At 59.3% G+C, this 13,618-nt stretch carries 15 protein-coding genes; 9 read left to right on the top strand and 6 right to left on the bottom strand.

Annotated features, from left to right (window positions below; all coding sequences use genetic code 11):
• Positions 1-12: 12 nt before the first annotated feature.
• On the bottom strand, positions 13-1,194 hold the full coding sequence (locus tag KIN_RS12745; RefSeq protein WP_159807486.1) for a DUF8173 domain-containing protein: 1,182 nt from the start codon (positions 1,192-1,194) through the stop codon (positions 13-15).
• A 153-nt stretch (positions 1,195-1,347) separates the two neighbouring features.
• Between KIN_RS12745 and KIN_RS12740 the strand changes: the two genes are divergently transcribed.
• Together KIN_RS12740 and KIN_RS12735 are read left to right on the top strand one after the other, a co-directional pair.
• Positions 1,348-1,833 carry an Hsp20/alpha crystallin family protein gene (locus KIN_RS12740; RefSeq protein WP_159807484.1) on the top strand — a complete coding sequence of 162 codons (486 nt, stop codon included), beginning with the start codon at positions 1,348-1,350 and terminating at the stop codon, positions 1,831-1,833.
• Positions 1,834-1,889: 56 nt separating this feature from the next.
• The gene (locus tag KIN_RS12735) at positions 1,890-2,729 is read left to right on the top strand and encodes a universal stress protein (protein WP_159807482.1); all 840 of its coding nucleotides are present in this window, start codon (positions 1,890-1,892) and stop codon (positions 2,727-2,729) included.
• Here KIN_RS12735 and KIN_RS12730 read toward each other — a convergent pair.
• Entirely contained in the window at positions 2,719-3,414 is a 696-nt protein-coding gene (locus KIN_RS12730) for an endonuclease/exonuclease/phosphatase family protein (RefSeq protein WP_306439005.1), read from the bottom strand. The two genes, KIN_RS12735 and KIN_RS12730, sit on opposite strands and share 11 nt — an antisense overlap.
• Before the next feature lie 64 nt (positions 3,415-3,478).
• Here KIN_RS12730 and KIN_RS12725 point away from each other — a divergent pair, with 64 nt between their 5' ends.
• The 5 genes from KIN_RS12725 (at position 3,479) to KIN_RS12705 (ending at position 8,814) form a co-directional block, all read left to right on the top strand.
• A complete protein-coding gene (locus KIN_RS12725) occupies positions 3,479-4,132 on the top strand; it encodes a DUF2238 domain-containing protein (RefSeq protein WP_159807478.1) in 654 nt (217 codons plus the stop codon).
• A 98-nt stretch (positions 4,133-4,230) separates the two neighbouring features.
• Positions 4,231-5,676, top strand: a complete 1,446-nt coding sequence (locus KIN_RS12720; protein ID WP_159807476.1) for a YfcC family protein — start codon at positions 4,231-4,233, stop codon at positions 5,674-5,676.
• Positions 5,673-6,896, top strand: a complete 1,224-nt coding sequence (locus KIN_RS12715; RefSeq protein ID WP_207710131.1) for an arginine deiminase — start codon at positions 5,673-5,675, stop codon at positions 6,894-6,896. Before KIN_RS12720 ends, KIN_RS12715 begins: the two co-directional genes overlap by 4 nt.
• Positions 6,897-6,900: 4 nt before the next feature.
• The gene (argF, locus tag KIN_RS12710; protein WP_159807472.1) at positions 6,901-7,902 is read left to right on the top strand and encodes an ornithine carbamoyltransferase; all 1,002 of its coding nucleotides are present in this window, start codon (positions 6,901-6,903) and stop codon (positions 7,900-7,902) included.
• Positions 7,903-8,814, top strand: a complete 912-nt coding sequence (locus KIN_RS12705) for a carbamate kinase (protein WP_159807470.1) — start codon at positions 7,903-7,905, stop codon at positions 8,812-8,814.
• 14 nt (positions 8,815-8,828) lie between these two features.
• Here the strand turns inward: KIN_RS12705 and KIN_RS12700 are convergent, their stop codons facing one another.
• Together KIN_RS12700 and KIN_RS12695 are read right to left on the bottom strand one after the other, a co-directional pair.
• On the bottom strand, positions 8,829-9,128 hold the full coding sequence (locus tag KIN_RS12700) for a chaperone modulator CbpM (RefSeq protein ID WP_159807468.1): 300 nt from the start codon (positions 9,126-9,128) through the stop codon (positions 8,829-8,831).
• Positions 9,129-9,132: 4 nt separating this feature from the next.
• The gene (locus KIN_RS12695; RefSeq protein WP_243144916.1) at positions 9,133-10,086 is read right to left on the bottom strand and encodes a DnaJ C-terminal domain-containing protein; all 954 of its coding nucleotides are present in this window, start codon (positions 10,084-10,086) and stop codon (positions 9,133-9,135) included.
• Positions 10,087-10,206: 120 nt separating this feature from the next.
• On the opposite strand from KIN_RS12695, the gene KIN_RS12690 reads away from it, so the two are divergent.
• Both KIN_RS12690 and KIN_RS12685 read left to right on the top strand, forming a co-directional pair.
• Positions 10,207-11,052 (top strand): universal stress protein, encoded by an 846-nt coding sequence (locus KIN_RS12690; RefSeq protein ID WP_159807466.1) that lies wholly within the window; start codon positions 10,207-10,209, stop codon positions 11,050-11,052.
• A gap of 23 nt (positions 11,053-11,075) precedes the next feature.
• Positions 11,076-11,561, top strand: a complete 486-nt coding sequence (locus KIN_RS12685; RefSeq protein ID WP_159807464.1) for a ClbS/DfsB family four-helix bundle protein — start codon at positions 11,076-11,078, stop codon at positions 11,559-11,561.
• Between the two features lie 15 nt (positions 11,562-11,576).
• Here KIN_RS12685 and KIN_RS12680 read toward each other — a convergent pair whose 3' ends face one another.
• On the bottom strand, positions 11,577-12,584 hold the full coding sequence (locus KIN_RS12680) for a Gfo/Idh/MocA family protein (RefSeq protein WP_159807462.1): 1,008 nt from the start codon (positions 12,582-12,584) through the stop codon (positions 11,577-11,579).
• Positions 12,577-13,593 carry a Gfo/Idh/MocA family protein gene (locus tag KIN_RS12675; RefSeq protein WP_159807460.1) on the bottom strand — a complete coding sequence of 339 codons (1,017 nt, stop codon included), beginning with the start codon at positions 13,591-13,593 and terminating at the stop codon, positions 12,577-12,579. The genes KIN_RS12680 and KIN_RS12675 overlap by 8 nt, the downstream gene beginning before the upstream one ends.
• Positions 13,594-13,618: the final 25 nt, after the last annotated feature.

The following is a 13,618-nucleotide window of genomic DNA, read 5'->3' as shown; positions in this document are numbered from 1 at the left end:
GTGTCTACGGGATCAGTCGTCGATTGGCTTCATATCGATGTCGAACGCCTCGCCCGAATTGCCGATCAGGTAGTGAAACAAGGCTCGCGTCATGGCGCCGATGCCCAGCAGGATCAGCGTGTAATTGGCGACCCAGCCCACGAAGGGAATGAAGTTCAGAAGCGCGATGAAGGTGATGGCCGCCGCAAAGATTGCAAGACGGGCGACGTTGCTTGGATTTTCTGCCCCACCAAAACCGCTCCAGATGCGCATGGCCACGCTGTAGGCCCCAAGCGCGTAACCAAGGATCCAAGCGACCACGATGAGCAGAAGGGCGATGGGCACAAACGGCAAACCCACGATGGTCAGAGCGGTGATTGGCGCCATGCCAAAGAGCACCGACAGGCCGATGACACCCAAAAGCATGGACTGCCCGGGCGCCGCGGCGATGCTTCGACGGAGCGCTCTGAGACGTCTGGGCATGAAGCCCAGCATCAGCGCACCAAGCACCAGGAAGAACAGCAGTGAGATCACGAACCCGAACATCATCGACGCAAGCGTCGGCAGTACTGGCATGTCCTCGCGAAATTCATCCCAATCGTCCCACGCCTCCGATCCGCTGTACTGCTGAAAGACGACGCGCCCTTGAGGGGCAACGCGGTCAGGCACCGATATGCGGTCCTCGGTGCTGTAAGTCAGAAGCCCATCGACGACCGCATCCGGCCCGAAGCTGATGGTCCGCGCAACAATCCGGACGTCGCCCCCGATTGGTGCGTTCAAGATGACGTCACTGGCCGTCGCGAGCAGCGCACCATTGATGGGACCGTCTATGGTGAGCGTATTGCCGAACAGACGCGCGTTGCCGCCAGTTTCGGCGGTCTCTTCCGTCCGCACGGAAAAACCGGCAACGGTCAAATCCTGCGCCGTGCTGCCCCGCACAACAACGGTGGCCCCCGCTGCATAAAGGTCCTGCGCGGTATCCGCATCCACCGAGATGTCGAACCCGGCAACGTGCATATCCCCTTGGGTAGATCCGCGCGCGACGGCGGAACGCGCCGCAATAAACGTATCGCCCCCGGTGTTAACCGTTTCACTGACGGCGGACCCGGCGAAGAACGTGTCCCCCCCGATCCGAACGGATGTGCTGTCCGCAAAAGCCCCGGTACTGACCCCAAGACAGGCCAAGATGGTGAAAATACTCTGCCGGAAAAACATATGAAACGCTCCTTTAGCACCTGGATCGGTTGTCCTTGAGCTACCCCAGCAGCGTCGAAATGGATTGATCGGGATCAATCGGATTGGCGACAGGTTTGCTAGTCCATGGAGCGACACGCCACCCGTGTCCCCCTGCAGAAAGGAGATCTACAGATGTCACGTCATACCCTGCCTGACCTGAACACCGATGCGGACGGACCCGCGTTTTTCCCGTCCTTTCAAAAAGAAATGAACCGTCTTCTGGACCAGTTCCGATCCGGTGTGCCCTTGCCCGATATGTCAGCGCGCGCCATGGTCGCGGGTTCAATCTTTCCAGCCATTGACGTCGTTGAAACGGACGATGCCATAGAAATCACCGCCGAGGTGCCCGGGGTGAAGGCCGAAGACCTTCACGCTTCGATCACCGGAAACCTCCTGACACTCAAAGGTGAGAAAAGCTCGGACCGGGAGGAGCGGGATGACAACTATCATCTTACGGAACGCCGCTATGGTAATTTCCGTCGCCAGATCCCGCTTGGCTTTTCACCTGATGCGGGGGCCGTGGAGAGCGCCTTTGCGGACGGCATACTGAAGCTGCGCATTGCAAAACCCGCCGAAGCGAAAGCAGAGGTCCAGAAGATCGACATCACAAAAAGCTGACCGGCCCGGGGCGCATCGCCGCGCCCCTGTCCGCCCGCATACGAAGGAGCGACACGATGGGGCTCAAAACAGTTCTGGTTTGTCTCACCACGGCAGACCATGCCGAAATTCTGATGAAACTGGCGGTGCCCTTGGCGCGCAAGCACGGTGCCCATCTGACCGGCTTGCACACAGTCGAGGCGTTGTTGGTCTATCCCGGCATCGCCATGCACATCCCGGCCCCTGCCTTTGCCGCGTTCAACGAAAGTCAGACGGAAGAGGCCGAAAAAATCAAAGCAATCTTCCAGCGCTACACATCCTCCGAGGATTTTCAGAGCGAGTTTCGTCTTGTCCGTGCCGAAGGCGTGTCCGCTAATGATCGGATGGTTGAAAGCGCCCGGGCGGCGGATCTGGTGATCATGGCGCATGAAGACCAAAATGCGGACCGCTATGACCAGAGGCAGGCGCAGGTTCAGATGATCCGAGAAAGCGGGCGTCCGGTGATTGTTGTGCCGCTTGGCTATGACGGACCTGTGATAGGTGAAAACATTCTGCTCGGGTGGAGCGATACCAGAGAGGCCACCCGCGCCGCCCATGATCTGCTGAGCGTTGCCGACGATGGCGCAGCGCTGACGGTGTTGCGCGTGGGGTCACCCGTCAAAGATGCCCTGAAGGATTCCGACGGGATCGATCTTGCAGAGATGTTGTCCCGACACGGTGTGAAGCCCACGCTGGAGCATCGCGAAACCGACACCGCAGGGGTGGCGGAGGTCCTGAACAAGGTCGCCTTTGAGAAGGGCGCGGATTTGATCGTCACCGGCGCGTTCGGGCATTCCAAAGCTTATGACTTTGTAATCGGGGCCACAACATACGCGCTTTTGCGGGACGCGCAGTTGCCTGTAATGTTCAGCAAGTAGCGGCAGAGGGGATCGCGATGTCGGACCAGACCGGCAGGTGATCCGAGGCCCGGCGTGCCAGATCACCCTGCTCAACACCCGCATTCTTTACGGTCAGACCTTGGCTCAGCGCGAACCGGTCCAATGCAGCCAGAGGACGCCGGGTGTGATAGCTGCGGCCGGGCACATGGGTTTCAAAACGCCCTGCCAGCGGCTCTAACCCCTTGCGGTGGGACCATTCGTTGAAATCGCCGGCGATGACCGCATGACGACTGTCAGCGGTCGCATCACACAGCGCGGCCAGCTGGGCTCTCCGATCCCGGCGGCGCAGTCCAAGATGCGCGGCCACAATACTAAGGCCACCTCCGATCCCAAGGTCCATGCGGATTGCACCGCGAGGCTCCAAACCCGGTAGATCCAGACATGTGATCTGCGTCACATGCGCCGGATCACGGATCAGAATTGCATTCCCGTGCCACCCCAGACTGACGCCGTTCTTTGAAACCTCCACCAGATGAAAATCGGTGTCCGTTTCGATCAGATTTCGCGGGATCGCCGGGTTTCGCGGCCTGATCCGTTTATCTGCTTCTTGTAAAACGACAATATCAGCATTTAGTCGGTTAATAACTTCCAGCGTGCGTCGGGGCTGCCGTTTTTGATCCAGCCCCCGCGCCTTACGGATGTTGTAGCTTGCGATGCGTATCAAAGATGCTGCCATCGCTCTAATATAAGGTTGAACAGCGGGAATTTAACGTAGGCACGTCCACGCCATGCAATTGATCAAGAAGCGCAACAGCCTCATCCTTGCGATCTGGGCCTTGCTTTTGCTGGCAGGTTTGGCGGCGCTTGGCCTGGCCCGCTGGTCCTTAGCCTTCGTCAGCCTCTCGACACTTGCTCTGTCCCTGTTGCCGCCGCTTCTGGCCTTTCGATGGTCACTGACCCTGCCCCTTCCGTTTCTTGTCGCAACCACGCTCTTTTTCTTCGCGTCGATCTTTCTGGGCGAAGCGTTTGATTTCTACGAGCGCCTCTGGTGGTGGGATCTGGCCCTGCATGGATTTTCAGCCATAGGGTTCGGGCTGACCGGGTTTCTCTTTGTCTTCATGCTCTTCGAAGGTGACCGGTTCGCTGCTCCACCTTCTGCCGTGGCGTTCATCACCTTCTGCGTGGCGATGATGATGGGCGCGGTGTGGGAGATCTTCGAGTTTCTGATGGACCAAACCTTCGGCCTGAATATGCAAAAGTCCGGCCTCTATGACACGATGGGGGATTTGATGATCAATGCCGTCGGAGGTCTGATCGCCAGCATCACCGGATATCTCTATCTGATCCGGAATTCTGCCGGTTTACTCGGCCGGAGCCTGAGCGAATTCATCCATCTCAACAGGCGTCTCTACCAGAAGTCAAAGAACCGTCTGAAAAAGTAGAGCTGTGCGCCGGGCGCGATTGATCAATCTCAATCGCCGGACTGTGTGCCGCGCCATGATCCGACCCAAGGGAAAAAATCCTTGCGGGAGGGATCAATATGGCAGTCGCCTCGGACAGCAGTTCGACCTCTGGCGCATCGGCGCCGGGTCGATTTCCAACGGCCTACACGATCCTTTTTGGACTGATTGTGGTCATGGCCGTGCTCACTTGGATTATCCCAGCGGGCGAATACGAGCGCGTCGCGAATGAGACGCTGGGCAAAGATGTCCCCGTGCCCGGAAGCTATCAGCCGGTGGACGCGGCCCCGCAAACACTGATCGACGTTCTGATCGCCCCAATCGCAGGCTTCTACGATCCGGCGTCCTACGAGGCCAACGCCATCGACGTGTCGCTCTTCGTGCTGATCGTCGGCGGTTTTCTGGGTGTGGTAACCGCCACCGGTGCGATCAACACCGGCATCGCTCAGGCCATGCGGCGGCTTGAGGGGCGCGAGAAATGGATGATCCCCATCATGATGGCACTTTTTGCTGCGGGCGGAACAACCTACGGCATGGCAGAGGAAACGCTGGCGTTCTATGTTCTGCTGATACCTATCATGATAGCGGCGGGATATGACGCGCTGACCGGCGTCGCGATCATCATGCTGGGCGCGGGTGTTGGCGTGATCGGTTCCACCATCAATCCGTTCTCGACGGCCATTGCATCGGATGCAGCAGGAATCCCGTTCACGCAAGGCATGGTCCTGCGGTTTGTCATTCTGGGTCTCTCGTGGATCGCGGCAGTGGCTTTTGTGATGCGCTACGCGGAACAGGTTCGGCGCGATCCATCCCGTTCGCTTGTTGCGGATATGAAAGAGGCGAACGAAGCCCATTTCCTGCAAGGCCGAGATGCCCTGACATCGGAGTATCTGAGCGGACTGCAAATCGTGATCCTGCTGCTGTTCGCGGCGACGTTCGGCGTGATGGTCTGGGGCGTGTCTTCCCAAGGCTGGTGGATGGCAGAGATGTCGGCGCTGTTTCTTGGGGCCTCGATCCTGATCGGGACCCTTGCTTGGCTGGGCGAAAAGGCATTCACCACGGCATTTGTAAATGGCGCCCGGGATCTTCTGGGTGTCGCGCTGGTGATCGGGTTGGCCCGCGGCATTGTCATCATCATGGATCAGGGGCGGATCACAGATACCATTCTGTATACGTTCGAAGGCTGGATCAGCGGGATGTCGGAAGTTGCCTTCATCAACGCGCTCTTCGGGATCGAGGCATTGATGAGCTTTCTTGTCCCCTCAACCTCCGGCCTTGCCGTACTGTCAATGCCGATCATGGCGCCCCTCTCAGATTTCGCGGGCGTCAGTCGCGATCTTGCCGTCACTGCATTTCAAACCGCGATTGGCATCACCAATCTGGTTGCGCCGACCTACGCCGTCGTTGTGGGCGGCCTGGCGATTGGCCGCGTGCCTTACAACAGATGGTTGCGGTTTATCTGGCCGCTGCTTTTGATCCTGTCGCTTTTGTCCATGGGTCTTCTCAGCCTTGCGGTGATGCTGTGACGGCGCCGCTCGGCGTTCATTCGGAAGTGGGGAAGCTGCGCACTGTGATGGTCTCCCGTCCCGGATTGGCCCACGAGCGGCTGACGCCCGGCAATTGCGACGCGCTTTTGTTCGATGATGTGTTCTGGGTCGATGAGGCGCGCAAGGATCACTTCACCTTTTGTGACAAGATGCGGGACCGGGGCGTTGAGGTTCTGGATCAAAACGACCTTCTAACGGACGTGTTGAAAGGCCCGGATGCGCGCGAATGGCTGTTGGATCGCATGATCACGCAGGACCATATCGGCGTCGGCATGATTGCAGACCTGCGCGGGTGGCTCGATGAACTCCCCGCAGCGGACCTGACGCGCTTTCTCATGGGCGGCATTACCGTGCAGGATCTGCCGTTTAGCTCCAACAGCATGTTTGGTCGGTTTCTGGGGCCAGACGGTTTTGTTCTGCCACCGCTGCCTAACCTGATCTTTACCCGCGACACCAGCAGCTGGATCTATGGCGGCGTGACGTTGAACCCGATGCACTGGCCAGCACGTCAGCGCGAAACCCTGATTGCGGCTGCGATCTATGAGTTTCACCCCCACTTTGCCGGTAGGACCGAAATGTGGTGGGGCAACCCCGATCGGGGGTCTGGCCCCGCCACGCTTGAGGGCGGGGACGTCATGCCCATCGGAAATGGATGCGTGCTTGTCGGTATGGGGGAACGCACGACACCACAGGCCGTGGGTCAGCTGGCCATCGCCCTGTTCGAACAGGGCGCAGCCGAAACCGTCATCGCCTGTCAGATGCCCCCGTCGCGTGCGGCGATGCATCTGGACACTGTTTTTTCGTTCTGTGACAGGGATCTCGTGACCAGTTTCACGCAGGTCGCTGACACCATCAAATGCTACACGCTCCGACCAGACGCCACGACTGGGCTCAGCGTCAGGGAAGACCCGGGCACCCTCTTTGACCGGGTCGCGCGGGCGTTGGACTTATCGTCTTTGCGGGTGATCGCGACCGGCGGCGATCACTTTGAACAGGCGCGGGAGCAATGGGACGACGGCAACAACGTCGTGGCGTTGGAGCCGGGCGTGGTGATGGCATACGACCGCAACGTGCGCACCAACACATTGCTGCGCAAAGCGGGCGTTGAGGTCATCACCATTCCCGGCGCCGAGTTGGGGCGCGGGCGCGGTGGTGGCCATTGCATGACCTGCCCAATCTCGCGCGATCCGGTGGAGTAAATATATGGCCTACAATCTCAGAAACCGATCTTTCCTCAGCCTCAAGGACTTCACGGGTGCGGAGATTAAATACCTCCTGAAACTGGCCGCCGATCTGAAGGCCGCGAAATACGCAGGCACCGAGCGGCCGGTGCTTAAGGGCCGGGAAATCGCGTTGATTTTCGAGAAGAACTCGACCCGAACGCGGATCGGTTTCGAGGTTGCGGCCCATGATCAGGGAGCCCATGTCACTTATCTGGGGCCCTCTGGAAGCCACATCGGCAAAAAGGAAAGCATCAAGGACACGGCCCGTGTGCTGGGACGTGTCTACGATGCCATCGAGTATCGGGGGTTTGGTCAAACGATCGTAGAAACCCTCGCAGAGTGGTCGGGCGTCCCGGTCTACAATGGATTGACGGACGAATTTCACCCTACCCAGATTCTGGCCGATGTGCTGACAATGACCGAGCATGTCGACAAACCGCTTGGTCAGATCGCCTTCTGCTTTCTGGGAGATGTCGGCAACAACATGGGCGACAGCCTTCTTGTGGGCGCCGCGAAGCTGGGCATGGATGTGCGTCTGTGCGGTCCGAAGACGCTCTGGCCCGACAAAGCGATCGTCGATGCGGCATTGAAGGATGCAACAGAAAGTGGCGCGCGGATCTTGCTGACTGAAGACCTGCAACAGGGTGTGAGTGAATGCGATGTGCTTTACACCGATGTTTGGGTGTCGATGGGGGAACCGGAAAGCGTTTGGGCCGAAAGGATCAAGCGCCTGATGCCTTATCAGATCGATGCCAAGGTCATGGCCATGACCGGTAATCCACATACCAAGTTCATGCATTGCCTGCCTGCGTTTCACAACACCGAGACCGAGATCGGCGCGAAGATCCAGAAGACCTTCGGCCTCAACGCGATGGAGGTCACTGAAGACGTGTTCGAAAGCCCTGCGTCGGTGGTGTTCGATCAGGCTGAAAACCGCATGCACACGATCAAGGCCGTGCTTGTCGCGACATTGGGGCCCTGAATGCGCGTTGTGATTGCTCTGGGCGGAAACGCCTTGTCAAAGCGCGGCACACCCCTGACCGCCAACAGCCAGCGCGCCAGCATTCGCGTCGCAGCTACAGCACTGGCCCGCGTGTTGGAGGCCGGGCATGAGGTCGTGATCACCCACGGGAACGGGCCGCAGGTAGGATACCTCGCGCTGCAAGGAACGGCCTTTCCCCTGGATTTGCTGGGGGCCGAAACGGATGGTATGATCGGCTACGTCCTGCAGCAGGAACTCGACAACGCCTACGCGCCCGAAATCCAGTACGCGACGCTGCTGACGCAGATCGAGGTCGATCCCTGTGATCCGGCCTTCCACCACCCGACGAAGTTCATCGGCCCGGTTTACACCCCGGAGGACGCCGCACGACTGAGCGCCGAGCGCGGATGGACAATCGGTCAGGACGGACCACACGCCCGCCGCACGGTACCCTCACCCCGACCAAAGCGTATTCTGGAGCTGGGTGTGATCCGGCTGCTCTTGGAGCAGAATGTGGTCGTCATCTGCGCGGGCGGCGGCGGCATCCCGGTTGTTCAGAAGGATGACGGTACACTGATCGGGGTTGAAGCGGTGATCGACAAGGATCACGCCAGCAGCCTTCTGGCTCGGGCGTTGGCTGCCGATGCATTTCTGATGCTGACCGATGTGAAGGGCGTCTTTGCAAACTGGGGAACGGCCGAGCAATCGCTGATTACACACACGTCACCTGACGATCTCAGCAACATGTCCTTTCCGGCGGGCTCCATGGGCCCAAAAATCGAGGCGGCCTGCGACTTTGTCAGGGACACCGGCGGATTTGCGGCCATTGGTCGGCTGTCTGACGCGGCCGAGTTGATCGACGGCCGGGCAGGAACGCGGATCAATTCCGAAAGCGATGCATCGCTGCGCTGATGCTTCTTTACGCCTCAGACCGCCTCGTACTGCGCCAATCTGCGGGAGATCGCGTCGCGCTCCTCCAGCAATTCAAGCACCATCGCAATGCCTGCAATATTGATGCCCAGATCGCGGTTCAGGCGCCGCGCCTTTTTTGCGCGCAGGATGTTCACGCCGCGAAATCGCCACGTCTCGGAGGATGCTCCGTTCGGTTCGAGAACACCGTGCTCAACCAGTTCAATAACCCACGCCTCATCCGCTTCGCAAAACCGGCAAAGATCCTGCAGCGAGAGCGCGTCCACCAAGACGCTGCGTCGTTTTGCTTTCTTCATATCGCTATCCTCCTAGATGCGCGCGAGGATCAAATGGCATCGCCTCTGCCATTTGCTCGAACAGTTTACGCGCTTCCTCCGTTGAGACTTTCGGGTTCACGATCTTGAGCGTGGCGTAGATATCGCCTGCGATCGCGCCGGGCAGACCCTTCCCCTTCAGTCGCAACTTCTGACCGGTGCGGGCGTTCTTGGGGATCCGCAGATCCACCTTGCCGCCCGGTGTGGGCATGACAACGTGCCCGCCCAACGCTGCCTCCCATGGGGCAATCGGCAGGTCGAGATGAAGGTCCTTTCCATCCGCGCGGTATACAGGATGCGGCGCAAAGGCGACCTCGAGAAAAAGATCGCCCGACGGACCTGCATCGAAGGACGGCGCGCCTTGCCCCGACAAGCGGATGTGTTGGCCTTGGGTCACCCCTTTGGGGATCCGGACCGATATGTTTCGATCCTGCAAATTCACCGAGCCGTTCTGGTCCACCACGGGTGTCCGCAGGCTCAGAACGCGGGTTGTGCCGGCGTAGGCATCTTCAATCTCGATATGGATCTTGGCATGGCTGTCGGATCCTCCGCCCGACGCCCTGCCACCCATGGGATGTTGTCCGCGTCGAAACAGCGTTTCGAAGAAATCACTGAACGTGCCGCTGCTATCCGCACCGCCACCTGAGAATTGAAATCCGCTGTCCCAATCCGGTGGGGGCCGATACTGCGCTCCATCTGAATGGGGTGCTTGCCCCAGTTGGTCATAGGCCGCGCGACGCTCCGGGTCTTTCAGGACTTCATAGGCCTCGTTGACGTCCTTGAACTTCGCGTCCGCTTCCGGCCCGGTGTTGACATCGGGATGGTATTTGCGCGCGTTCTTACGGAAGGCGCGCTTTATCTCTTCCGGGCTCGCATCCCGGGTGACGCCCAGTGTCTTGTAGTAATCTTTGTATTCCATGTACCGAGGTTCCAAAGACATACGATCCCCTGACGGTATCACATTTTGACAGTGGCGATTGATTCATATCAGCCGATTTAAGTCCGCATCTGCCATTTTGCTTGCAGCCAGAAGTCTGGCGGCCCCTGACGGAGATCGGATATGGACCATTCAACCATTCTCTTTGTGATCAACCAGAAGACATCCAATGACGCGATTTCTGATCTGGCGCACTCTTGCGCTGCACGTCAGATTCATCTGGCCTGTTTTCTTCTGGGATCAGCGCCGGAACTGCCGACCTACGCTTACGGCGTCCCGCCTTATGGTGGCATGAACATCCCTGACAACTGGCAGGATCTCGTGGATCAGGCGCATCAGACACAGCGCGACAGGGTTCAAGAAATCGAAGGGTTGCTATCAACGAGCGGCGTGTCCGGCGACGTCCAATCCGTAATGTGCCCGACCAGAGACATAAAACAGTTGGTCGCCCATCGGGCCCGCGTTTGCGACATCGCCCATATCGCGTCGAATGTTCGGGACGCCCCAGAGATGCTTCGGGAAGCTGCCCATGGCATACTCTTCAACGCCCCGGTGGGCTTGTTGCTCAACGGATCGCCAGCGTCGCCTGCAAAACGGGTTTTTGTCGCTTGGGACAGCAGCAAAGCTGCGTCAAGATCCATACATGCGGCCATGCCATACCTGAAGGAGGCCGACGACGTCATCATAGGGTGTTTCGATCCGGTCATGACGCCCGGTAACGACGGCGCTGACCCCGGTACGGACGTGGCGGCGTGGCTCAGCCACCACGGGTGCAAGGTCATGGTGTCTCAATACCCGAGCGGTGGACGCGAGATTGGCGACAGCATAATTGACCGTGCGAAGGAGGCTGGTGTCGGTCTGGTCGTGATGGGGGCTTATGGCCACGCACGCATGATCGAAGCCGTTTTCGGCGGGACCACAAAAACGATGATGGAACAGACGGACCTTCCGGTTCTTCTGGCTCACTGATCGCTTGATACCTGAGACCAGAGATGCCAGCACAAAAGAAATCCGAACTTCTTGAAGTGACGGCCAAGGAATATGCGAAGCTTCTGAAACTGATCGCACCGCTTGGCCCGGAGGAGGCGAAACGCACTCTCGACGGGGTGTCGGTCAAAGATATCATCGGACACCGCGCCCGTTGGATCGATCTCTTTCTGGGGTGGTACGACGACGGGCAAGCAGGGCGTGAGGTGGCCTTTCCGGCCGAAGGGTACAAGTGGAACGAACTCAACCGCTACAACGCAGATTTGCGTAAAGAGCAGGCGGATCTCAGTTGGAATCAGGTCAACACGCTCCTTGATGACCGCGCCGTCCGTCTGACCGAGTTTCTGGAAAGCAAAACGAACGAAGACCTTTATGGTGGCCCGATGCGCGGTGCAAAGAACGATTGGACAGCCGGGCGATGGGCAGAAGCCGCCGGCGCGAGCCATTTCAGGTCTGCTGCCAAGTTCATCCGCGCCGCTATGAAAGAGTGAAGCGCACGTTAGCGATTAGTCCTCCGCAAGGCGCTGTGCAAGCAGGGCCAACTCCATCACTTTGAATGCATGGGACTGCGCCATCGCGGTTTCGGTCCGATCGCGGATATCTGCGATGAGGGCGGGGAAGTACGGCAAGCCAACGTCTCTGCAGGCCATGTGCTCGCACTTTGTCCCATTCACCAGAAACAGATGATCCGTGCCAGGGCGTCCCGCGATGTCGACGTATTTGCGCAACTCGATCGTGCCCTCGGTGCCAAGAATGGTCAGCCGCCCGTCGCCCCATGTAGGCAAGGCGTCCGGCGTGTACCAATCGACGCGAATAAATCCGTGGCAATCGCCGTGCTGGAGGACGATCTGACCAAAGTCCTGCAACCCCGGGTCATCCGGGTTTGCATAATTTCCAGCGCGGGCCAGCGTGATCTCAGCGTCTGTCGATCCGGTGAAATGCAAAAACTGGTCGATCTGATGGGACGCGATATCCGCGAGGATTCCCCCATACTGTTTGCGGTCGAAAAACCAGTCGGGCCGCGTCCCGCGATTCAGACGGTGCGGGCCAAGACCCACGGTCTGAGCAACCCGCCCGATGGCCCCTTCGGCGACAAGGGCGCTGGCCTTCGTGACGGAGGGCACCTCGAACCGTTCGGAAAAATTGACAGACCAGATCCGACCCGTGCGGGCAACGCAGTCTTTGATGGCGTGCAATTGGTCCATATCCGTACAGCCCGGCTTGTCGACCATCACGTCTTTTCCAGCCTCCATCGCTTGGATCGCGAGCGCCGCCCTGTCCGCAGGAATTGCGGCAATCAGGATCAGGTCAATGTCAGCCCGCGCGAAGATGTCGTCCAAAGGTTGGAACGGGACATCAGGGAAGCGTTTCTTGAAGCCCGGAAGTGTTTCAGGCTGCCCTTCGGTCCAATAGCAGACAAGCTCCGCACCGGCGGCGATCATATGCCCTGCCTGTCCATAGATATGCCGGTGGTCCAGACCAACGGCGGCCATCCGCAAGGGGGCGTCAGGCATCTGCGATTTCGACCATCCGCCCCTGATCTGACGAGCGGATCATCGCGTCGATCAATGTATGCACTTTCAGCGCATCGCGCCCCGGGGCCATTGGGGCGCGTTGATCTTTCAAGCTGGCTGCGAAGTCCTCGATAACGCTCTGGTGCCACTCATGGGTGAAAGCCATCGGATCCGCGCCACCGCCAGACCCCTCATCGGCGCCAAAGCTGTCTTGCCGTCCGTCGCGCCAATCAACGTTAAGCTTTGGCCCTTCGAGGCACGCAGACCCCTCCGTGCCGTGGAGGACGATCCGCTCGGTCCCGCCGGGATAATTTGCGGTTGTTGCGGTCAAAGCACCGACAGCGCCGGACGCAAAGTCGAACCCGGCGCTCACGAAATCCTCGACCTCGGTCTTGTGCAGGGATGTCGTGCGGGCAAAGGCCTGAACCTTTGTAACCGGTCCCGCAAGATGCAGCGCCAGATCGAGCGTGTGGATTGCCTGTGTGATCAGAACGCCCCCACCGTCCTGATCCAAAGTTCCCCGTCCGGGCGCGTCATAGTAGCTTTGGGGGCGCCACCACGGTACGTGAATATCTACCGCCGCGATCTGGCCCAATGCGCCCGCATCAACCATCTGCTTGAGCCGCTGCGCGCTGTCGCGGACCCGGTGCTGAAAGACGATGCCGAGGGGCACATGCGCCCGGGCACAGACATCAACCACATGACGCGCTGCTATCAAACTACGCTCCAACGGTTTCTCCATCAGAATAGGCTTGCGGCCTGCGATCAGGGTGCGGACGAGATCCAGCCGCGCGTTGGGCGGGGTTGCCAGAATGGCAAAGTCAATCGAGGGATCGTCGGCCACGGCCTGAATGCTGCTGTAGAGTTTGGCGCCCTGAACATTGGCGAACGCTTTGGCGCGCGCGGAATCACGACCCAGAACACCATGCAGCGTCACGGTCTCACTGGCACGCAGCGCGGCAGCGTGGGTTTCTGCCACCATCCCGACGCCGATCAAAGCTACTTTCATATCGCCCCCCTGCCCCGCGCACTTT

Source organism: Litoreibacter roseus, assembly GCF_009811795.1.
In the GTDB taxonomy this organism is placed as follows: Bacteria; Pseudomonadota; Alphaproteobacteria; order Rhodobacterales; family Rhodobacteraceae; genus Litoreibacter; species Litoreibacter roseus.
This window is presented reverse-complemented; position numbering and strand designations above follow the sequence as displayed.

Coding starts and splice junctions, on each gene's coding strand:
- KIN_RS12685 (WP_159807464.1), top strand. CDS start 11,076: ATGCCAGCACAAAAGAAATCCGAACTTCTTGAAGTGACGGCCAAGGAA.
- KIN_RS12700 (WP_159807468.1), bottom strand. CDS start 9,128: ATGAAGAAAGCAAAACGACGCAGCGTCTTGGTGGACGCGCTCTCGCTG.
- KIN_RS12695 (WP_243144916.1), bottom strand. CDS start 10,086: ATGTCTTTGGAACCTCGGTACATGGAATACAAAGATTACTACAAGACA.
- KIN_RS12720 (WP_159807476.1), top strand. CDS start 4,231: ATGGCAGTCGCCTCGGACAGCAGTTCGACCTCTGGCGCATCGGCGCCG.
- KIN_RS12725 (WP_159807478.1), top strand. CDS start 3,479: ATGCAATTGATCAAGAAGCGCAACAGCCTCATCCTTGCGATCTGGGCC.
- KIN_RS12735 (WP_159807482.1), top strand. CDS start 1,890: ATGGGGCTCAAAACAGTTCTGGTTTGTCTCACCACGGCAGACCATGCC.
- KIN_RS12740 (WP_159807484.1), top strand. CDS start 1,348: ATGTCACGTCATACCCTGCCTGACCTGAACACCGATGCGGACGGACCC.
- KIN_RS12680 (WP_159807462.1), bottom strand. CDS start 12,584: ATGCCTGACGCCCCCTTGCGGATGGCCGCCGTTGGTCTGGACCACCGG.
- argF (WP_159807472.1), top strand. CDS start 6,901: ATGGCCTACAATCTCAGAAACCGATCTTTCCTCAGCCTCAAGGACTTC.
- KIN_RS12745 (WP_159807486.1), bottom strand. CDS start 1,194: ATGTTTTTCCGGCAGAGTATTTTCACCATCTTGGCCTGTCTTGGGGTC.
- KIN_RS12690 (WP_159807466.1), top strand. CDS start 10,207: ATGGACCATTCAACCATTCTCTTTGTGATCAACCAGAAGACATCCAAT.
- KIN_RS12705 (WP_159807470.1), top strand. CDS start 7,903: ATGCGCGTTGTGATTGCTCTGGGCGGAAACGCCTTGTCAAAGCGCGGC.
- KIN_RS12675 (WP_159807460.1), bottom strand. CDS start 13,593: ATGAAAGTAGCTTTGATCGGCGTCGGGATGGTGGCAGAAACCCACGCT.